This window comes from Larkinella harenae (assembly GCF_054780515.1).
Genome location: NZ_BAAGWE010000023.1, coordinates 1 through 21,107, shown reverse-complemented (window position 1 = coordinate 21,107; position 21,107 = coordinate 1). Strand labels below are relative to the sequence as shown.

Annotated in this window: 15 protein-coding genes and 1 pseudogene; 10 read left to right on the top strand and 6 right to left on the bottom strand. The window is 46.3% G+C overall.

From position 1 onward, the window contains the following. Nucleotides 1-113: 113 nt before the first annotated feature. Nucleotides 114-290 (bottom strand): annotated as a pseudogene (locus ACYVH9_RS31395) (IS256 family transposase); the annotation flags it as partial. 833 nt (nt 291-1,123) lie between these two features. Here ACYVH9_RS31395 and ACYVH9_RS31390 point away from each other — a divergent pair. Together ACYVH9_RS31390 and ACYVH9_RS31385 are read left to right on the top strand one after the other, a co-directional pair. After that, nucleotides 1,124-2,905 (top strand): ATP-binding protein, encoded by a 1,782-nt coding sequence (locus ACYVH9_RS31390; protein WP_460640417.1) that lies wholly within the window; start codon nt 1,124-1,126, stop codon nt 2,903-2,905. Between the two features lie 470 nt (nt 2,906-3,375). After that, complete coding sequence (locus ACYVH9_RS31385) at nt 3,376-5,433, top strand: tetratricopeptide repeat-containing sensor histidine kinase (protein ID WP_460640416.1); 2,058 nt, start codon at nt 3,376-3,378, stop codon at nt 5,431-5,433. A 90-nt stretch (nt 5,434-5,523) separates the two neighbouring features. On the opposite strand, the gene ACYVH9_RS31380 is transcribed toward ACYVH9_RS31385, so the two are convergent. Then, on the bottom strand, nt 5,524-5,955 hold the full coding sequence (locus ACYVH9_RS31380) for a response regulator (protein ID WP_460640415.1): 432 nt from the start codon (nt 5,953-5,955) through the stop codon (nt 5,524-5,526). A gap of 354 nt (nt 5,956-6,309) precedes the next feature. Here ACYVH9_RS31380 and ACYVH9_RS31375 point away from each other — a divergent pair, with 354 nt between their 5' ends. From ACYVH9_RS31375 to ACYVH9_RS31355, 5 genes are all read left to right on the top strand, one after another. Next, nucleotides 6,310-9,774: a SusC/RagA family TonB-linked outer membrane protein gene (locus tag ACYVH9_RS31375; protein WP_460640414.1), complete on the top strand. Its 3,465-nt coding sequence runs from the start codon at nt 6,310-6,312 to the stop codon at nt 9,772-9,774. A gap of 18 nt (nt 9,775-9,792) precedes the next feature. Next, nucleotides 9,793-11,430: a RagB/SusD family nutrient uptake outer membrane protein gene (locus tag ACYVH9_RS31370; protein ID WP_460640413.1), complete on the top strand. Its 1,638-nt coding sequence runs from the start codon at nt 9,793-9,795 to the stop codon at nt 11,428-11,430. A 92-nt stretch (nt 11,431-11,522) separates the two neighbouring features. Beyond that, entirely contained in the window at nt 11,523-13,310 is a 1,788-nt protein-coding gene (locus ACYVH9_RS31365; protein ID WP_460640412.1) for a hypothetical protein, read from the top strand. A 238-nt stretch (nt 13,311-13,548) separates the two neighbouring features. After that, on the top strand, nt 13,549-14,154 hold the full coding sequence (locus tag ACYVH9_RS31360; RefSeq protein ID WP_460640411.1) for an RNA polymerase sigma factor: 606 nt from the start codon (nt 13,549-13,551) through the stop codon (nt 14,152-14,154). Nucleotides 14,155-14,193: 39 nt separating this feature from the next. After that, nucleotides 14,194-15,174, top strand: a complete 981-nt coding sequence (locus tag ACYVH9_RS31355; RefSeq protein WP_460640410.1) for a FecR family protein — start codon at nt 14,194-14,196, stop codon at nt 15,172-15,174. 98 nt (nt 15,175-15,272) lie between these two features. On the opposite strand, the gene ACYVH9_RS31350 is transcribed toward ACYVH9_RS31355, so the two are convergent. Together ACYVH9_RS31350 and ACYVH9_RS31345 are read right to left on the bottom strand one after the other, a co-directional pair. Then, complete coding sequence (locus ACYVH9_RS31350) at nt 15,273-15,881, bottom strand: hypothetical protein (protein ID WP_460640409.1); 609 nt, start codon at nt 15,879-15,881, stop codon at nt 15,273-15,275. A 2-nt stretch (nt 15,882-15,883) separates the two neighbouring features. Beyond that, nucleotides 15,884-16,387, bottom strand: coding sequence for an RNA polymerase sigma factor (locus ACYVH9_RS31345; RefSeq protein WP_460640408.1), 504 nt, complete (start codon nt 16,385-16,387; stop codon nt 15,884-15,886). Nucleotides 16,388-16,960: 573 nt separating this feature from the next. Between ACYVH9_RS31345 and ACYVH9_RS31340 the strand changes: the two genes are divergently transcribed. Beyond that, the gene (locus tag ACYVH9_RS31340) at nt 16,961-17,323 is read left to right on the top strand and encodes a hypothetical protein (RefSeq protein ID WP_460640407.1); all 363 of its coding nucleotides are present in this window, start codon (nt 16,961-16,963) and stop codon (nt 17,321-17,323) included. Nucleotides 17,324-17,585: 262 nt separating this feature from the next. Here the strand turns inward: ACYVH9_RS31340 and ACYVH9_RS31335 are convergent, their stop codons facing one another. Further along, entirely contained in the window at nt 17,586-18,518 is a 933-nt protein-coding gene (locus ACYVH9_RS31335) for a ketopantoate reductase family protein (RefSeq protein WP_460640406.1), read from the bottom strand. A 96-nt stretch (nt 18,519-18,614) separates the two neighbouring features. Here ACYVH9_RS31335 and ACYVH9_RS31330 point away from each other — a divergent pair, with 96 nt between their 5' ends. Continuing rightward, a complete protein-coding gene (locus ACYVH9_RS31330; RefSeq protein WP_460640405.1) occupies nt 18,615-18,977 on the top strand; it encodes a winged helix-turn-helix transcriptional regulator in 363 nt (120 codons plus the stop codon). A gap of 265 nt (nt 18,978-19,242) precedes the next feature. Here ACYVH9_RS31330 and ACYVH9_RS31325 read toward each other — a convergent pair whose 3' ends face one another. Continuing rightward, a complete protein-coding gene (locus tag ACYVH9_RS31325) occupies nt 19,243-20,310 on the bottom strand; it encodes a flavin monoamine oxidase family protein (protein ID WP_460640404.1) in 1,068 nt (355 codons plus the stop codon). A gap of 499 nt (nt 20,311-20,809) precedes the next feature. Between ACYVH9_RS31325 and ACYVH9_RS31320 the strand changes: the two genes are divergently transcribed. After that, the coding region (locus tag ACYVH9_RS31320; protein ID WP_460640403.1) for a fasciclin domain-containing protein at nt 20,810-21,107 on the top strand (298 nt) is incomplete at its 3' end.

Genomic DNA, 21,107 nt, shown 5'->3' with positions numbered 1-21,107 from the left:
AACTCATACCGCCCGCACAGTTCGTTAGGAAACCTGACGCCTGACGAGGTGGGAAAGGGGAAGAAAATTAAAGAAAAAGAAAGCCTGATTTTCTAGCTTTGGCTGTCCAAGATTTGGGTCAAGGTCACCTGCATTTCCCCGGACAAAGTCGCATCCAGTAAGTCTTTCAGTAATGGAGCCAGCACGCCGTTTTTGCCCGTCAGCTCTTTGTCGCCCGATAGCATCCGCTCGATAGCAGATTGACGAAAGGCATCATAGTCAAATTTCTCTTCCCCTTTTGTAGTTCCCATTTGATTATCAAGTTAGCGAATTCCAACTTGACACACTTTGCTGAACACTCTCCAGAAAAGTGGGAATGCTGGATCTATTTTCTCATCAAAAATTCATTTTCAAGTCAATTAAGGACTAGGTATAATAAACCGTTTATTGCCCTCAAATATCATCCAGTCAGGTAGAAATTAAAGTCTTTTTTGTTTCAAAAGTTTGTTCTGATGTTGCGAGACAAAAAAATGGAAATGGTAACGTCTTTTTGGAACCAGTTTGTCATTTGCCCCCGGTTCATCATTCGAGCACGGCTATATTGGCCCGTCCAACTAGCTCGAATTCTTCGTCGTCTAGCCGCTGTGAACCGATCCTCGACTGCCCCTAATAGCCTGGGAAAGGACCGCAGAGAAAAAAACAATTTCATAGTAAGGCGAACTTCTAATGTGCTTATATTGCGTCACTTATTCAAATTTGCGACGATGTACATACAAAAAATATGGTGCTCATCACCACATACAAGGAATGCGGAAGAAGCTTCCTTATTGAAGGTCCTGGTAAACAGTATGAGGTTGTGATGTCCCCAGGAATCTCAACGGACTACGGCAGTTGGGTCATTACGTCCTTGATTTCAGTCCTTCTTTTCGAAGGTATGATCTGTCTTTTATCCATCTTATAGCGCTGTCTAGATGAAAGTTGTGGCTATTTGCTGTGACGTATATTGGATTCTGTGAAGGCTCCTCTATAATCGGAGTTGCGTTGTGCATTGGCGTGTCACGGATGCGCTGATTCATTAAAGCTAGCTCGCTGGGCCGATTTGTTAGACCATCTCACTGGATTTTTCAAAGCATTGAGTATATTCATGGGTCAGGTTACTATTACGCCAAGCCAATATAATGCAGCGTTTTCTATGAATAATAAATTACCCTTTTGGAATTGGTCAATACAACGGACATTAACCACTCTTCCTGATCACCTAAGCCAAGCACAAGTAAAAATCTTCTACATTCTGTTTGTCTTAAATTTTGCAAAGATTTTTTTTGTCTTTCCTGAGGCTATCAAATCTGGATCAATTGCCTTAATAGTACGCTATTCTTATTTTATTTTACTCACGATTTTTGTCTTGAAAATTTTACTTTCAAGACCTCAGTTAATTAAAATACTAACGCATATATTACAATCAATTTTAGGTATTGATTTATGGATAAAATTTTGTTATCATTATAAGATGCCTGATATTTTGGAAGTGCAGACTATATTTATGAATATTATGTTTAGTGTTTTTGTGTTAGGAAGAAGATGGGGTGCTTTCTATTCTGTCTTATCCATCTTGGCTATAATGAATAGCATTATAGCCAGAAATTTAAATCCAAATATACATCTATCAATCAAAAATTCATTCGGTTTATCAATGGTTGTCCTCTTGAATTTTATGGGCATTATGATTGCTGTTTATCACTACTACGGAGCTTTTCAGCGAACGATTGATGAAAAAAATAATTTAAATGAACAACTAATAACTTCACTCAAGACTAAATCTGATTTTTTGTCAACAATGTCACACGAACTGAGAACTCCTCTTAATTCAGTTCTTGGTATTGCTGATTTACTTTTAGAGGATAAACATAATGAAGAACAAAAAGAGAATTTAGACGTTTTGAAATTTTCAGCTAGTAATCTTTTATCTTTAATAAATAACGTACTTGATTTTAGTAAAATTGAAGCTAACAAGATACAAATAGAATCTATTGCCTTTGATGTCTCCAAACTGCTACGAGAAGCTAGTGCCGGTTTTCAAAAATCGGCGCTAGAAAAGCAATTAAAGTTTAGTCTATCCATTGATCCTAAATTAACCAAACAATGGGTAATAGGTGATCCAACTCGATTAACGCAAATTATCTATAATTTGGTGGGTAATGCAATTAAATTCACCCATGAAGGGCAAGTTACAATGGATGTTAGTATAGTTGAGCAGCACGATAACTCGATCACCATCCTATTTTCAATAAAAGACACAGGTATTGGTATTAGTACCGAAAACCAGCAGATAATATTTGATCCTTTCAATCAATCTTCCAGCGCTATAACACGAGAATTTGGTGGTACCGGTTTAGGACTTTCAATTGTAAAACATTTATTGAATTTGCAGTCGAGCGATATATATTTAGAGAGTGAATTATATAAAGGATCTCACTTTTATTTTAATCTACAGTATCAATTAACTCCTGAAATGCGTAAGTCTAATAGCTTACGAATACATCATCAACGTAAAGATTTAAAAAAAATAAAAATTTTACTAGCTGAAGATAATGCCGCAAATATTTATTTTATGAAAAAAACTCTACTCAGCTGGAATGCTGAAGTTACAATTGCTGAAGATGGAGTAAAGGTTCTCGATTTATTAAATCGTAACGCCTACGATATTATTTTAATGGATATTCATATGCCTAGAATGAGTGGAATTCAAACAGCCATAACGCTCAGGCAGCGTCATGGTCATCATATTCCAATTATCGCTTTAACAGCCTCAATAGACATTGATACGATCTCTGAAATAGAAGCATCTGGTATGAATGACTACTTAAGTAAACCATTCAGAAATGAAATATTATATGATAAATTGATTTACTATTCAAAACATTGAGGTCCTCCCAAAAGCATTTCAGTCATAGATTGAAGATCGGACGTTCATTTGTTGGTTTCTCCTTCCCTTTCCAACCGCCCGTTGGCCCGACTCATCTGGGGTTAATCCTCCGAGTGAGCTGTGAGGGCGGAAGTAGCTACAGTTGAAGTCAGATCGCGGAAGATCCCAGTAAATGATTTGATATATTAGTGCCTACTCGAAGTTTCAAGCGTAGTAGGGCAGTTGGTTCTATTAATAGGATGCCTGATTCCCATCAAGCATCGCCAGCCATTTTGAACTATCCTTTTATCCAGTTTATAAAGCTACGCTGAAGTGGTAATCCTGATCGCAATAACGTATATCCCAAAGTGTATAGCTCCATAATTGAAAATATGAGTCAAGCTACAGGAGGATGCATCAGCTAACGCTTTAATTCACATCAGACCGATTCAGAAACCTAGCTGAATATTTATCGTAACTGAATTTATTACATGAAAACGGGTCTCAGAATCATCCGCCAATTGATAGATCATTGCAGGTTCAGTACGTATCATATTTGCTGTATTGCTCTCACCGGATTCTTGCTTTTTGGGGCAAAGAAAGGATATGGCCAACGGACAGAGTCCCTTCAAACCCAACTTCAAAAAGCCCGGCATGACTCAACACGGCTACGGCTCTATGTCCAACTAACTGACATCTTGTATGCCCGGGAAAATTTTGATTCGCTTCGTATCGTTACCGAGCAGGGCATTCCCTTAGCCGTTGCGCTTCAATCGGCAAAGAATGAAGGTTATCTCTATTACCAGCTAGGTCGGGTACATAGACATCGGCGTTCGTTGGAGAAAACGTTAGAGATGCTCCAGAAAGGGCTAAGCGCCAGCCGTAGGGCCAAGGACAGGGAAACACAAGCTAACATTAGCTATATAATTCCTACTATTTATAACGATCAGGGAAACCACAAAATGGCCATAACGCAAAGCTTGTTAAACCTAGACTATTTTAAAAAAAACCATTTTAATCGGCTGGAATTGTATACGTATGAAGTATTGTCTACCATCTATCAAGAATTAGGTGATAAACAGCAAAGTAACTATTATATGAAAAAGATTACACAATGGAATAAACTGCTAAAAACTCTTCCTGAACAAATATTAGTGTATTCAAATGCTGCTGAGCTCCATGAGAATGACGGAGACTATGAAAAAGCATGGCCGTACCGAAAAAAGGCGGTTTTAGCAGCAAAATCAATGACTACGAACGAGTCCGTTCAAATTCCAAATTTGATTCAAGCGGCTCATAACCTGCGAAAACGGCACCAACTCAAAGATGCTTTGGCTTATCTGCAGGATGCGGACAAGGTTAGCCGGGAACTTCCGGTAAAAAAAATAGGTGGCCACATTTATAATGAAATGGCGCTGGTTCATACCGAGCTGAAAAACTACAGACAAGCCCTTTGGCTGGTACAGCATTTTGTGGCGTACGCAAAATCACTAAACCTGGCCAAAGACATCACCATTGGTCTGGAAACGTTGGCGCTTGTGCAGGAAAAGATGGGACGGTATGAACAGGCGCTCCAATCGTTTAAAGAATACCATATGATTAAAGACAGTTTGGTAACGGTTGAAAAATCGGCGCGAGTGGCAAGGGTCCAGACCTTGTATGAACTTGAAAAAAAGGAAAATACCATTCAGTTATTGCAAAGAAAATCACAGCTTGACAATCTGAAAACGAGGCAGCAGGAACAAAAGTTGGAGTTGGCAGAGCGGCAACGGCAATTATATATCATCAGTATCGGCTCGTTAAGCTTGTTGATCTTAATCGTGGTGTATTTTTTGCGCCGGCTTTTTATCGCTCAGCAGACGCTAACCTGGAAAAAGCATCGAATAGAAACGCAGGCTCAACAACTCCAGGAAAGTAATCAGTTAAAGGACCGATTGTTTTCCATTGTCGGCCATGATTTGCGCAGCCCGGTTGCCAGCATAAAAAATAGTTTCACGCTTTTGAAAATTCAAAAACGTTATCCCGCAGAATTGACCAGCCTGGAGCAAGAAGTAAATGGTTTATCACAGATCCTCGATAATATTCTTTACTGGTCCCTCAATCAACAAAACGGCCTTAAAGTACGCCAACAATGGATCGAATTAAATGATCTGGTAGAAGACGTTCTGGAGGGTTTTACCGGCTTGATTCGTCAGAAGCAATTGGTTATTACACCCCAAGTGGACCCGGTTTCCGTTTGGGCCGATGAGCACATGACCGTATTGATTTTGCGGAATATCATACATAATGCCTGCAAGTTTACGCCAGCCGGGGGAGGGATTCGGATTTCTACCGCAACCGAGTCAAATCAGACAAGGCTACGGATTACCGATTCTGGCCCGGGGATGAATGGACCAGACATTAACCAGCTAACAAGCAGCAAGGGTACCGGCATTGGCTTGCGTTTATCGAAGGACTTAATGCACTTGAATGGGGGGCACTTATTGATTGAAAGTCAGCCTGGACAGGGTACTGTGGTAACACTTAGCTGGCCCACTAAGCCGGCCTGACCTCCCATTGATTTTGCTCCTGGATCAGCAGGGAAATGAATTTCTCTGAAGAGGGATGTTGGCAGCGAGAAGGATGGATTATAGGCCATACTAAGGAGCAGATCGAGCCGGTAATTTATTTAAATCAAGCCAATAATGGCATAGAGATCCCAGTAGTTCCTTCAGCGCTGAAAAATCAGGGACTTTGGTAATAAACGAGCTAGCACCAGCCTGATAACAGGCGGCTTTTTCCTGATCAGAGGCCGCGCTACTGAAAATAACAACCGGAACGTACGGCCAGTGCGGTCCAAAACCATTTCCCTGCTCCTTTAATTGTACCAACGTTTGTTGACCACTTAATCCTCGCATGTGCAGGTCCATCAGAATCAGTCCAGGTGGGTCGCTGGTGGGCAATTGTTCCAGCAACGATTCGCCACTATTAAAAAAACGGACTGAATACCGAGGAAGGAAAATCCCAAACAACTGCTGAAGGACAAGGCGGAAATCCGCATCATCATCCACTATAAAAATCGTCTGATTCAAGGCCATTAGGTTTCAGGATAGCTATTTTTCATTTCAGCAACCTGTTCAATAAAATTGTTTGGTTTCATTCCTTTTCTTTTCAATCTAAGCGATGGCTGTACGGGTGAATGAGAAATGGTGCTCCTCCACAGGGCCGACTTTCCATAACAAGCCTGTTTACGGTAAACTCAGTAAATGCCTTACAATCAGCAGTCCAACCACTCCTTTTGTACCAGACCGATTAGCAATCCGATCAGTGATGCCTATTTTCATAAAATAGATAGGTCGAAAAAAATAAATAAAAAACGGGAAAATGCATCACGCGGCTGTTTCACAGGTAAATGCCTATAGGCAACCAACCCTTTGTTCAGAAGCATGAAAAAACCTATCCTTTCCGTTATTACTTTATTGCTTTTATGGAACGCCGGTGAAATTCCGAAACTACACGCGCAGGAGTTAGTAGCAGTCGTTGGACCAACAGCGCAAAAAAATACGGTTTCATTGCGCCAGGAAGAAAACAGCTTGCTCGCTATTTTGAAGCGGTTGGAGTCCGTACACAAAACCAATTTTGTGTACCAGAAAGAGTTGTTGGAAGGAAAAACTATTTCGGGCGAAATCAATGAAAGTGAAAATCTCGAGCAGCTGCTGAACCGCATCCTGCCTCCGCTGAATCTGCGGTTGAAAAAACTAAAAGGAGGGGGATATACCATCCTGCCGGGCAGAACGCTCAAGGACCGGACCGTGGCTGCGCTTTCGGATCATACGGGTACCGAAAACCGTCCGGTAGTGCAGGATCCCACGGCGGGCGGAGTCCAGGAAGTTTCGATGGTCAAGCCATTGACGGCCCGGACCGTAGCCGAGAAAGAAATCACGGGTACGGTGACTGACGAATCGGGAGAGCGGCTGCCCGGGGTGAGTGTGGTCATTAAGGGGCTACAACGCGGAACCATTACCGATACGGAAGGCCGGTACAGCCTGCGTGTACCCGACGGGGCTACGGTGCTGGTGTTTTCGTTTATTGGATACATCTCCCAGGAAGTGGATGTAAGCACCCGAGCCCGCGTAGACCTGGTTTTAAAAGGGGATGTCAAGGCCCTAAGCGAAGTCGTGGTGGTGGGCTACGGTACCCAGTCGCGGGCTACCCTGACGGGCTCGGTGGCTTCGGTCGACTTTAAAAAGGTGGAAGATGTGCCCAATACCAACCTCACCCAGGCCCTGAGTGGGAGTGTAGCCGGGTTGAGTGTGACACCGGCCCAGCGTCCGGGTGACTCCGGACGCATGTACCTGCGTGGAATTGCCTCCATCTCCGGTTTGCAGCAACCTTTAGTCGTCCTTGACGGTATTATCTTTACGGGTAACCTGGCCGATATTGCGCCCAATGACATTGCCAGCCTGGAGGTGTTGAAGGACGCCAGCGCCCTGGCCATTTACGGCTCGCGAGCCGCTAGTGGAGTGATTCTGATTACGACCAAGAAAGGCACCTCCGACAAGCCCCGGTTTACGTTATCTTCCTATTACGGACTGTCGGATTACATCAATGATATAAAACTGCTTTCCCCGCAACGGTACCTGGAAAAAACCGTGGATTTCAGACGATTAAACGATGAGGTTTATAAGAGTACCGGTGTGTGGAATCCCGGTAAATATACCCTGGAGAATGTGGCCAGCTATTTGTCCGCCTACGAAGCGGAGCAATACCTGGCTGGTCAGCCAATTAATAACCAGGATGTGATTCGGCAAAACGCGCCCTCCCAAAACGTGGAAATCAGCGTCGCGCAGAAAACCGAAAAATTCAATTACTATTTGTCGGGGGCCTTTACCCGCCAGAAGGGCGTGATTGCCAATGATAACTTTAAACGGTTAAACCTGCGAGCCAATCTGGAAGCGAACCTGAATTCCTGGTTGACCGTTGGGTTAAACAGTGGATTCAGCCGACGCGACAACTCCGGTACGCCCGCCAATACCTTCAATGCCCAATGGATGAGCCCCTGGGGCAAAATTTACAACGAAGACGGCTCGTTGGCTACGTATCCTGCCTTTCCTTTTACCACCATTGCGAACCCCCTGGTCTATACGTTGAACCCAAACTCCAGCATTGGTACCAATTTCAATGGGGTGGTGTACGCCAAGGTCAATTTTCCGTTCCTCAAAGGACTGACCTACAACGTTCGATACGGTTCTACGCTGAGTTACGGAAAAACCGAAAACTTCACGTATCCACTCGGTATTCTTGACGCGTATTTTCCAGCGGCCGCTAAACCGAGTACGGCCAACGCAACGGCCAGTCGGGTGCGAAGCGACATGGAAACCCAGTTGTTTGAGAACCAACTGGATTACAAAATTGCCCTGGGACCGGATCAAAGTCATTCGCTGGCGCTGACGGGGGTGATTACTCAACAGAAGGATAACCGCATCAACAATACCTCCACAGCGACCAATTTTTTTAACATGGCCCTTGGTTTCAATCAATTAGGAGTTGGAACCATCCAGACCAACAACGACATCATCAATAAGTATGTCAACCAGGGAGCGATGCTACGCGTAAATTACGGGTTTCAAAACCGGTATTTGTTGACGGCGACCATCCGGCGTGATGGCTACTCGGCGTTTGGGGCCAACCACAAATACGGTAGCTTCCCGTCGGCGGCCCTGGCGTGGATTGTTTCGGAAGAGAAGTTCATGAAAGGGATTCGAAGTGTGGATTTTCTAAAACTGCGGTCCTCCTACGGAAAAGTGGGTAACCAGGGAATCAATCCGTACGCAACCCTGGGGCAGATTGCCACGTCGAACTACGTCTTCGGTGACGGTGGCACGCCGTCGATTACCATCCATCCATCGTCGATGCCCAATTCCAACCTCCGCTGGGAATCGACCAACCAGCTGGATCTGGGATTTGACCTGGCCATGTTGAAAAATAAGGTGTCGGTCACCTTCGACTATTACAGCCGCATCACCTCGGATTTACTCTACCAGCAACTGCTGGCGGCATCCAACGGTTTTACCGTGATCAACTCTAATTTGGCCTCCGTTAGCAACAAAGGCGTGGAACTTACCGTCAATTACAGCCCCGTCACCACCCCGAATTTTGACTGGTCGATCAATGCGAACTTTTCCACCAACCGTAACAAAATTCTGAAACTGCGCGATAAAACGGATATTCCGACCAGTAGCCTGTTCATTGGCCGCAACGTAACGTCCGTTTACAATTACGAATTCGATGGCGTCTGGCAGGTCGGCGACGAAATTCCGACCGGCTTCAAACCGGGCGATATGCGTATTGTGGATCAGAACGGCGATGGTATTATTGACGCCAATGACCGCACCATCCTGGGGCAGACCGAACCCCGCTGGCGGGCTGGACTTCGGAATGATTTCCGTTACAAAAACTTTCGTTTGGCGGTTTTCGTCAATACCGCTCAGGGGTCCATTTCAGAAAACCAGCTCATCAACCCCATTTACATGGAGACGGGTGTAAACCCCACGGTGAACCTCGTCGATATTGACGGGGGCTGGTGGACGCCCGACAACCGGAATACCAAACGACCTTCGTTGACCTATGCCAGCGGTCTGAGTGGCCTGCGGTTTTACGAACGAACTAACTTTGTCCGGATTCAGGATATTTCGCTGAGTTACGAATTGCCCAAAACGTTTCTGAAAAAGATCGGTGTCGATCGGTTGAGCTGGTACGTCAGTGCGAAAAACCCGTTCCTATTTACCCCCTGGTCGGGCTGGGACCCTGAAGCCATGACCACCACGCTCAATGCCTATACGCAGTCCCAGGTGCGCGGAGGGTATCCGATCATTCGAACCTTCGTCACGGGCTTAAACCTTTCTTTCTAACCCACTCGCTACCCAATCATGAAGATTAGATATTTAGCCTTTTTATACATTGTATCAACGGCGCTGGCCATTTTTTCCTGCGACAAAAGTGCCCTGGAAGAAGTGCCGCTCGACCGGCTAAGTCCCGAAAATGCGTTTAATGCTCCCAGCGCGTTTGAGGCCGCTATTGCCGGTTTACACAAGGTTTCTCGGGATGAGATATCGGGCAACGACAATCCGTATTATTACATGCAGATCGTCGGCACCGATCAGGGCCGGGTCGGTGGGTACCCGCCCGGGCAGTCCATCTACGATTATAACCAGCTCAACTCCCAGCACGTTATTCCGATCTTTTTCTGGAATACCCTATACACCGGGTATTTACCCAAAGCCAACCTGATCATTCGGAAAGCTGAGGAGAACGCCAGTGTCTTTACCAGCGAAGCCCAACGCAACGCTGTTATTGCCGAAGCACGGTTTTTTCGGGCGTATGCCCACTACCGACTGGTGAACCTGTTTGGCGACGTTCCCCTGGTCACCGAATTTTTTACGGCTCCACGCTATGATTTTACCCGCACTCCGAAGAACGAAGTGTTGCAGAGCGTCCGGCAGGATCTGGAATTTGCGGCCCAGTGGCTTCCGGCCAAAAATGCGGTTGCTGCTCCCGGTCGTATTTCCCAGGGGGCGGCCAATCACCTGCTGACGGCGGTCTATCTTCAACTAAATGAAACGGATGCCGCCATTGCCAGCGCCACCAAAGTAATCGATGGAGGATATGCCCTGATGAAACAGCGGTTCGGTACGTTTGCGAACGAACCTTCGGATGTCTTCCGGGATTTGTTCCGGTTCAAAAATGTCAACTTGGCGGCCAATACCGAAACCATCTGGGCCTTGCAGTACGAATACAACACCAACGGCGGAGGGAGTGATTACGGCGCCCGGGGGAACCACCTGGTGCGGTGTTGGGGCCCCGGCTATTTCAATATTGCCGATCCGGAGCCTACGCCGGGCGTTGCCAATCCCAATCCGTTGATTGTGGCTGATACCGTGGGCCGGGGAGTAGGCTGGTGCGCCACCACTAATTTTATGCGGTATACGATCTGGAGTGATCGCAACGACATCCGCAACTCCAAATACAACATTCTGCGGGTTTTTACCGGCAACAATCCCGCTTCCAAGTGGTTTGGGAAGGTTATTTCGTACAGTCCTACCCATGTGGTTCCTATTGATACAATTTCCTTCCTGGCTCCTCAGTGGCGAAAAGTAGAGGGGGTTTATGAAGCTGGGCTCACCACGGGACGGATGTACACGGAATATTACAAGATGCGTTTGTCGGAAACGTATTTGCTCCGGGCTGAAGCGTACCTGAAAAAAGGGCAGTTGCAACAGGCCGCCGATGACATCAATCAAGTGCGAAACCGCGCCAAGGCGGCTCCCGTAACGGCGACTGCGGTTACGCTGGATTACATTCTGGATGAGCGGGCCCGCGAGTTATTCTTGGAAGAGGAACGGCGGATTACCCTGAACCGGGTTGGCAAGCTCTATGAACGGACTGTCAAATACAACCCACAGATTGGGCCAACGATGAAGGAATTCAACACCCTGCTCCCCATTCCGCTGGATGCCATTCAGCTAAACCCTGGTGCCCGTATGGAGCAAAATCCGGGCTATAATTAATAACGAGAGTTCTTTATACATTGCCACTCGGCTCTATTCCTTGGTAAGGAATATGGCCGAGTGGCTTTTTAAGCATTTATTGGGCTATCATGATGTTAAAAAAAAACTTACTGCTCGTCTGCCTGGTAATCCTGTTCAAGGGGGGGATGACTTTTGCCCAGACCCGAATTAGGTTCAAAGCTGAAAAGCCGGGTAAATCCGTAACCATTGCCACGCTGACGACCTGGCCAACGAAGAAAACGGTTTTAAAAAAACGGCTGGACGGATTAGAGTACGCGATTGAGCTTGATCCTCAGCCGGATTACCTCCGCTATGAAATGCGGGCCCGCTCCCAGGAGCGGGATAGTTTGTTTTTGGCCGTTGAACTGGCCTACGAAAGCGGTACGGCGATGAATTTCGATGGAGCGGTATCGCATGAGGAAATTTACCGGCAGAGTGTTCACGACCCGGCAAATTATTTTTTTAAATCCATGCCCCGGCAGGCGATCCCCATGATGGCCCTGCATTCGGGGGATCAATGGACCATTGCCGTTAGTGATGCCCCGGCGTTTTCCAACAACTACACTACGCAACATTTCAGGCCGGAGCAGCGCAGGATGCAAATTGCCAGCGGGGATACCGGCGAGAAACCCGGAAAACCAATTACGGATCAGGTGATTATTCGCCCCTTTTACCATTCCGTAGGCGGGAGTAAGGAGCATGCCTTCAGCGGAATACTACTGAACCGGCCAGCAGGTGATCTGGCAACAATGCGGCAACACGTGTTCAAAGCCATTGCGAAACGGTGGGGCAATATCCATTCCCGGTTCGGGGCAACGGCTTTCGCGACTAATTATATGCTATACCGCACCAATGAAACGGGGTTCAGCCCGTATTGGGTGGTGGCCGGCATCGAGTACTGCAACAAGCAATATTCGCGGGATGCATTCTGGCAAAGCATGGTGCTACCACCGGCGATGGAACAACAAAGTTATTTGCATGAAGCCCGTACCCAATCCACGGGGGCTGAACGCCAGTTGTTTATTTTAACCTGGGCCTATCGCCTGAAAAAGAAAGGCGGTAGGCCCGACCTGAAAGCTGCCCGCCAGAGCCTGGACTACATAGAAAAGCGGGTCACCAACGCCCGGTACCTGGCCAATTCCAACGATGATCCGCAGAAGAGAAAGAATTTTAAGAGCTGGTTTGACCTCTGCATGTTCAACGACGACGATGTGATTACCTACAACCAAGGGCTGTTGGCTGTGGCCCTGCATGCCGCCGAGGAATTAGGGTTACAACCGAAAACCGACTGGCGGCAGGCCGCAAAGGCTTATCAGGCCCTTTATAACGCCGATGGTGGGTATTTCCCACTCAGCGAGCAGAAAAACACGTTGGTTGCCGTCGATGCGTTAGTGGGTGATCTGTTGCATCAACTCTTGTTTGGTGGGCCTTTACTGGAGAAGCGACAAGTTCAGGCGCATTTTCAGAAAGTATCCACGGTGGCCCGTACCCCGCACGGTTTTAAAATTGTATGCCTGCCCGATGGCCGCTACGCACCCAACGAAGCGTTTGATATACCGGGTTTTGAGTCCCCTCATCGGGAGGTGCCGGTTGGAAAGTATGCCAACGGGGGATCCTATTATCTCTATGACATGCTGTTTCTGCTAGCGGCTTACGTCCACGAAATTCCTGGTGCGGCCGACCTGCTGGTATGGCGGGGTAAAATGGATTTTGAGCGTGCCGGTACGTATTTTGAACACCTCAATACCGCAACGGGGGTGCCCGGAAAAGTAAACCAGGGGTGGAACGGTGCCATCTATGCCATTGCGCATCAATTGGAAGAGCAGGGCCGGGGGAAGGATATTTTAACCGAGGCCATTGAAAAACTGCAACAACCCTAAGTCTAGATCATACGGCTGAACACCAGCTTGTTGTGTTCTGTGGGTTGCGGTACAAAAGGAAGCGTATCTTCCGAAAAGGTAAACGGGATACGGCGGGTGTGTCGCTCGAAATTTAACAAAAGTTTAAAGGCTTATTGTAGGATAAATCAAGTATGATTAACTTACGGGTGCGTACCCGATTATAATTTTATTCTCCTAGGCCTTTACTCTTTTTTTTATTGGACCAAGCCGGAATGCGATGGAACCAGAAGACACCAAACAATTATGGAATGATTTTCGGCAAGGAAGTCATGCTGCGTTTTCCCGGCTTTACGAACTATACGCTTCTGACTTGTACCGGTACGGGTACAACCTGGTAAGAAACAAACCCTTGGTAGAGGACTGTCTGCATGAATTATTCCTGCATCTTTACAACAGGAAAGGCAACCTGGGTGATACCGATAACATCCGTTTTTACCTATATTGTTCTTTTCGGCGACGCTTGCTGGATACCACCATGAAGTTGAAAAAGTTTGATTCGGAGGAATACTTGTTCGATCAGGCTGAGTTCGTCATCCAGCCGTATGAGTCGGAATGGATCCATGAGCAAACCCTGTCTTGGCAGAAAGAAATGGTCTCCGCGAAACTCAACCAACTCCCCAAGCGGCAAAAAGAGATGCTTTATCTGTTTTACCAGAAGGGGTTAACGCATCAGGAAACGGCGGATATTATGAACATTACCATCAAGAGTGTGTACAACACGATTAATGTGGCGCTGACGACGTTGCGGAAATACCTGAAGCAATCGGTACAGCGGGAAAATACGCTCTGGAGCCTGATTGGTCTGTTGGGATTGTTCCTGTAATTCTTCTGGGTCAGGATAAAAAAGAAAAGAACCGATCTGATGCACTATTCGCTATTTGAGGTAGAAGATTTTTGCCGCGATACTTTTTTCATACGGTGGGTCCTAACGCCCACCGCGGAGTCGAATCAATTCTGGAAATCGTTTCTGGCTGAATATCCGCAAAAAGAAGAAAGTATTCGCCTGGCGGCTGATTGTGTCAAAGCACTCCATTTTCAGGAAACGGAGCCAACCCCGGAAGCTTTAGCCCATTTAAAAGAGCGAATCTGGACCGATGTAAAAGATACTACCAGAACGCGTAGGTGGGCAATCAGACCTGTGTACTACTGGGCAGCTTCTGTTCTTTTCGTGCTTTTGATTGGAGTAAGCTGGCGATTGCTTCGGAGCACGAACTCAACCTACGAAACAGCGGACCAAATTCGTGAAATTCGGCTACAGGACGGTTCGGTTGTCACCCTAAATGCCCATTCGTCGCTAACCGTGGCCGACCGGATCAACGAGCAGAAAAGCCGCCAGGTATGGATAAAGGGCGAAGCTTATTTTGCCATCGCAAAAAGAAAAGATAAGCCCTTTGTTGTCCACACACCGGAAACCAGTATTGAAGTATTAGGTACCGAATTCAACGTCAATACCCGACGGCAACGCACGCAGGTACTGCTCAATCAGGGCAAGGTCCAACTTCGAACACGGACGGAATCAGCGCTGGTCATGCAACCGGGTGATATCGCCATTGTGACTACGGACCACCAAACCGTGATCCATAAGGTAGTTCAGCCGGCACATTATGATGCCTGGAAAGATCATTTTATTGTGATGGACGACCGGCGCGTTGGCGATATTGTAGAGCTGTTTAAGGATACCTACGGGATCCAGCTGCATTTTCAAAATCCGTCGCTGCTAAACAAAAAGCTTTCGGGTAAATTAATGATAAAATCTCCGGAAGAATTTGTTGAAAACTTGGGTACCGTGCTGGAGCTTTCCGTTGAAAAAAAGAACGAGGATTACGTGTTTCGTTCCTACTGAATGGCAATGGGGTAGTACGAAAAGAGCGGCCGAATGGAATAAGTTTTCTTTAGCGTCAATTTCTGGCTGGCGCAGTCAAACCAAACTGGGCGAATAAGTTATTGATTAAACTCGGCAAGCAGTTGCTGTAATCCTTCAATGGGTCGTTCGAAATGGTTACGATTTTCCCGCCGGATGGCCCATATGCACGACAAGAGGGTTAAGCCATAGAGCACGGCCGCAACCGTCGTATAGTGGTGCAGGTCGCCGGGTACAAACAGTTTAAAAAGCAGAAATAGGCAAAGGGCCGTACTAGTGGGAATCAGCACGTACTCATAGCGTCGCTTAAACCGATAGAACGAAACCAGACTCAGGTATTGATCCTGGATCCGATTCTGAACGGTTGTACTGGTTGACGTGGTCCGGGCAATCTGTTTGAATTTTTTTAACAACCTGATTGTAAACGGCAGGTAGAGAAGAATGCCGGCCAGGCATAGCCATTGGATGTGAGGTTGGTCCCACAATCGGATCCACGCATGGCTGAAGAGGGCGTACACAATAATCTGAAGTGTTAAAGCGCCCCAAAAGTACTGCATGGCCCGGTTGATTTGATGGCGGGCTCTTGTGCGGACAATACCCTCAAGTGCTGATGGGTCGTAAGAAGGGAGAATGGCCGGAACCGGATTGGCTTGATTCCATTGATTTTTCAGATCGTCGATAGCTGACATGATTAGTTGGTTTTCGTTTCACTTGTTAAGCGCATTTCCAATTGCTTTCTGATCCGAACCAGTCGGACACTCACATTTGAGATGGATAAACCCATGACCGTGGCGATTTCTTCATAGCTCAGTCCGTCCAGATAAAGAATGACAATGGCTTTGTTGAGGGGCGCCAGCTCAGCAATGGCTTCAAACAACCGCAGAGAGGCTTCCTGCTGGTCGTTGGGAAGAGCGTCTGGTATCTGCTCATGGACCGATCCCAGCGCTTCATGTCGCCATCGTTTCACCTTGCGCTGATAAGTCAGGGCGGTGTTGAGGCAAACACTGTACATCCAGGTGGAGAATTTAGCTTTTCCGTGGAATGACGGATACGCTTTCCATAACTGGTAGATCATTTCCTGCAGCAGGTCCGCCCGCTCATCGGCATCGGATTGATAGACACGGCTGATTTTGTGGGCAACGGCCAGATGCTGGTTGAGCTGTTGAAGAAACATCTCTTCTGTGGAAGTGCTCATTTGGATTCGAACGCTTTTTACCAATTAGTAACGGCAGAGCGCAAAAAACTACACAAATTGCAAATAGGGGAGGGGGTAAGAACAAAAGTCGGATTTGACGAATTAACTTTTGTGATTCTTGATTTTCTCCCTTCCGCTTTTACCCAACTAACCAGCCCAATGTAGTAGCCCCAAGCATTTGGACATTTATAAGTGGGTCTGGTACAATGATGGATTGGGTTATAAATTGTTGGTTTTCAGTATTTTAATAACTGAATTTTACGGGTTTCAAGCTCAGTTTTTGACCTGTTTTATCACGGAAACCCGCTGCTTATCAACTATCTTGTTTTATGGGGAGACGTTAATTTACCAAGGGATCGATCATTCCGTAGACACCTCCTATTCCCCTATTCTACAACGAATCCAAGTACGCTTGCAAAACCAAGTTGCAATACAACTAAAATATACTCCTTTTCCAAAAATAGTACTTGCAAATGTCCAAGTTAGATATTTTTCCTACCCTAATAGAGGTGTTACAAACAATTTGATTTTTGTTGCGTTTTGTATAATATAAATTAAACATAACATCATACTATGAAAATTGCGGTTGAGGAAGGACAGGACAAGGCGGTATTGAATGATGGTACCCATGATGTTACAATCACAAAGATTGAGGAAGGGATAAGTGAGCACAAGAATATTCCGTTTTTCAGCGTACGGTTTGAAAATGAAGACGGATATGTGTCCCAGCGCTTTTATCAATCCCCCACGGGTATGCCGGCGATTATCAAATTGTTTGACATGGCAGGAATCGATACGCAGGCCGGAAAGGAACTCGATACCAAACTGTTAGAAGAAAAACAGCTAACGATTGAAGTAGGGGAGCGGTCTTACACGGATCCAGAAACCCAGAACGAACGAACCTTGACGCAAGCTATCAATTTTTTGGCTAGTTAATCAAACTAGAAAAGAATACATACCTGGTTGAAAGCCCTGATCATCAAATCAGGGCTTTTCAGTTTGGCGTTGACAGCCTACTAATTTACGATCTATTCCATTCCTATTGAATAATAGGTTACGAGCTAGCCTATTTCTACGTGACTACCTGCCCTGTTTTCTATAGAATTGAAATATTTCTGTGTTTATTTTTCTTTATCTTAATTGTCGCTCTATTACAAATAGAGCGATTGGGCTGCCACGCCCCCACGAGGACGTTTGCTTAAATCCTCGCAGTGTTCAGCCGGGGTAAATCAATCTTTAGCTTAGTTGCCGTAGTCAATACATCGTTGCCGTATGATTCCAGTTCAACCGGATTGGAATGGGAGGAAAAGATTTGCTTCACAATGGGCAACTGCCGCAGGGCGATGGTCATAATAAATGCTAAAAGCCAAGGCGGTATGCGAAGCAGGTTTAGTTCGCTACTGGCTTTCAAATCAACGCCCCTGGACACTAGTACAGGCAACAATTCCTTGAGATTTAATTGTATAGACCGCCAAAATTGGCTTGTTTGCATGGCTGCTAGGGAAGTAGCCAGCCCTTGCCCAAGCTTCCGATTCTCACTATGCAAAGCGGTGTTGAGGATAAAGTGAGCAAACAGATAGGACCGGAAATCGTGGATAATATTCACTCTGAACCGCGCTGATTGAAACAGAGCTATCACCTGTTGCTGCCGGCTTTTTTGCGCACAACCCAATGTGCCAATATTGACCTGTCTGAAAAGCGAACCGTTTAATGTTCCCCATTGATCAAAGCCACCCCCGGCGGTGGGAAAGCCCCAGACTACTTGATCCATAGGCAGTTTCGCCACCACCTCTTCAGGTTCATCCCATACATTGTTAAAGACCAACACGGTAGCTGAACCAATTTTACCCGCTAACGTGTCAATCACTTGCTGGAGTTGATAATGTTGCACACTGACTACAATCAGGTCATAGTTGGGTCTCAGTGCTTCGGTTACTTCAGCCTTCCAGATCTCTTCTGTGAATTCGCCCCTGATTTTTTTACGACCGTCGTAGATGCGTAAGCGCACTTCTTCGCCTATTTGCGCCTTTCTACCAGGTCGTACGTAGAACTCAACGTGGTGTCCCGCTTTATCAAAAGCCCAGCCATACTGGGTGGCAATGACGCCCCGCCCAATTAAAAGTATCTTCATTTTAATGCCTAGATTAAGAGCCTAAAGTAGCGTATCTTCGTTAGAGTCCATTTCTTGGACTGATATACTAGAGTATACTGACTTTATCTGACGCACATGTACCAACCGATAAAAACATTAGTGGAGTTGAAGAACTGCAATCCTGAGGATGGATTGGCCTTAGTGGAGATTTGGCATCTTTTCTCGGGCAAGTGGCGGATGCTGATTTTGGGAGCTTTATATGAGGAGGCACTTCGGTTCACCCAGATCAAGCACTTGATTCCCTCCATCACGCCCCGCATGCTTTCTCGGGAATTAAAAGAGTTGGAACTGAATGGGTTGGTTAAGCGGACTGTTGAACCCACAAGTCCGGTTATCATTCGCTATGGGCTGACCGAATCGGCCCATCAGTTAAGCCAGAAAGTGGTGGAACTGATGGCTTGGGGAATGGCGCATCGCAAGGAAGCCATTCGTCCATAGACTTTAATTTTTGCAGGAACCGTTGTAAGGTAGAGTGGCCACCCGAACAGACGGTCACCTGACCACGTAAGACTCTGAAGTAGCGAGAGATGCTCCTCTATCAAAGGTGGGTGGGTAGGCTGAGAAGTGGCGATTCATGTCGCATTTTTATGCATTGCACGCTGAAATGCGAGTTGCTTCTGTTTGTTATGTCCCTGAATGTTGAAAACATTATTGAAAACCTTCGCCCGGCAGGCTACAGGAGGGCTTTGTTATTAATCATTTACTAATGGTTTTCTGATTCCAATTGTAGCGCCAGTTTTTTGGCCGCCACGACAGCCCCTTCCATGTAGCCAGGGGATTCACTCGCCGTTTCGGTACCACCAAAATACAATTTTCCGTTTAGATACGATTGTTGTAGCAAAGGGTGTCCATTGTTTTGGTGGGGTCGTTGAATGACAGGGTTACCAGCTACCAGAAATTCTTCGTTCCACACTTTATCAACATAGGCCGTAGGCGACAGTGCTTCTGGGCCGAATAGTTCGCTCAGTTGACGCAAGACCAACTCCTTACGTACCTCCTGAGTGAAAGATACTGATCCTCCATTTAAAAATCCTGTGAAGCCAAACCGCTGACCATCAGAACTCGTATGATCGTACATCTCAACGACAATATCCGCCTGACTATAGAGCATGCCTGAATACCCATTCAAGCGCCAAAAAGGAGTAGCATATTCAACGGCAAATTTGATGGAGCCTCCCATCCAGGTTTGAACCGTTGGTAATAGCTCACCGACTGCCTTTGGCAGTTCGGGTGTTACTTTTACCTTTAAAGCCATCACGGGAAGGGGTATACAACTCACAACTCGATTGGCGTGATAAGCAATACCGTTTGCGGTTTGAATGATAATTCCATGAGGAGTGTCCTGAATTTCAGTTGCTTGGGTGTTCAGCTGGATGCGTCCTGCATCTAGTTGGTTAACCAGTGCATCAATCAACTGTCCGGTTCCACCTGCCAATCGGTAAGAAGGTGCCTCCGAGGCAGGGATAAAGAATTTTTGCGGAGGCTCGAAGGATTTGGATTGAAAGAAAGAAACTCCCTCTGAAAACTGGGGGAAGGTAGTTAATCCCAGTTCTTCTACCAGCGCCAAAAAATTAGGATGCCTTGCGGAAAACCAAGTTGCCCCCAATTCTAATGGTGTCGCTAAATGTCCCGTTACTGTATGGATTCGCCCACCTAAACGAGATGAGGCTTCTAAAATAGTTACATTAATTGGCTTGTTTCGCAGATAATAGGCCAAACTAAGTCCACTCAAGCCACCACCAAGAATGATAATATTGTCACTAGGTTTCATTCCGAAATTTACATTCCCTTGGAATCATTTCAAATGTAAGTAAAAAACAGTGGCATCCTTTCGGTGTCAAACGGGTGTTTAAACGCCTATCTGGTGCTTTGCCAAAGGATGGTTTTATGAGCCTCTAAAAGAAGCAAAGAACAGCTTCAACGTTTTCCACAACTGGAGCACGATATCCTATCGAGCCTGAGGCTGGAAGCAGTAGCTTGAGCGATGTGGTAGATGATGCCTTTGTGAATCTTCAAAAAGGTGAGAAATCGCTCGGTTTTTAGGATTGGTGACAGCGGAGAATCGTCTGTTTCCTTATTCGTAGACAAAGGCAGAAAGTCACAGAGTTGAGAAACTATTTTTTGGCTCTACCAGGTTGCCTTTTCTTTTGTACCGAAATGATTCCAAAAAAAAGTAAAAACAAATTTGTGAGATTGGGTCATTGCCCCGCACTATGAGATGAAAGACCCCTCGGGGCCATTGTTTCATACCACATCTTATAACCATTTTTATGACATCCGTTCGATCTTCGATCCGTTCTTTCTACCACCGCAACCTGGCGGTCCTGCTGGTGGCCAGCTCGATGCTGGTTACCCTCGCAAGCTGTAACAAAGACGATGATGACAACAATCCACCAGCCCCGCAAACCATCACCGATATCGTCCTTAGTAACAATGACTTTAGCCTCCTGGAAGCCGCCGTCGTTCGGGCGGGCTTAGCCGATGCCCTCCGGTCGGGGACACTCACCGTGTTTGCCCCCACCAACGCGGCCTTCCAGGCCGCTGGCTTTGCCAATGAAGCCGCCATCA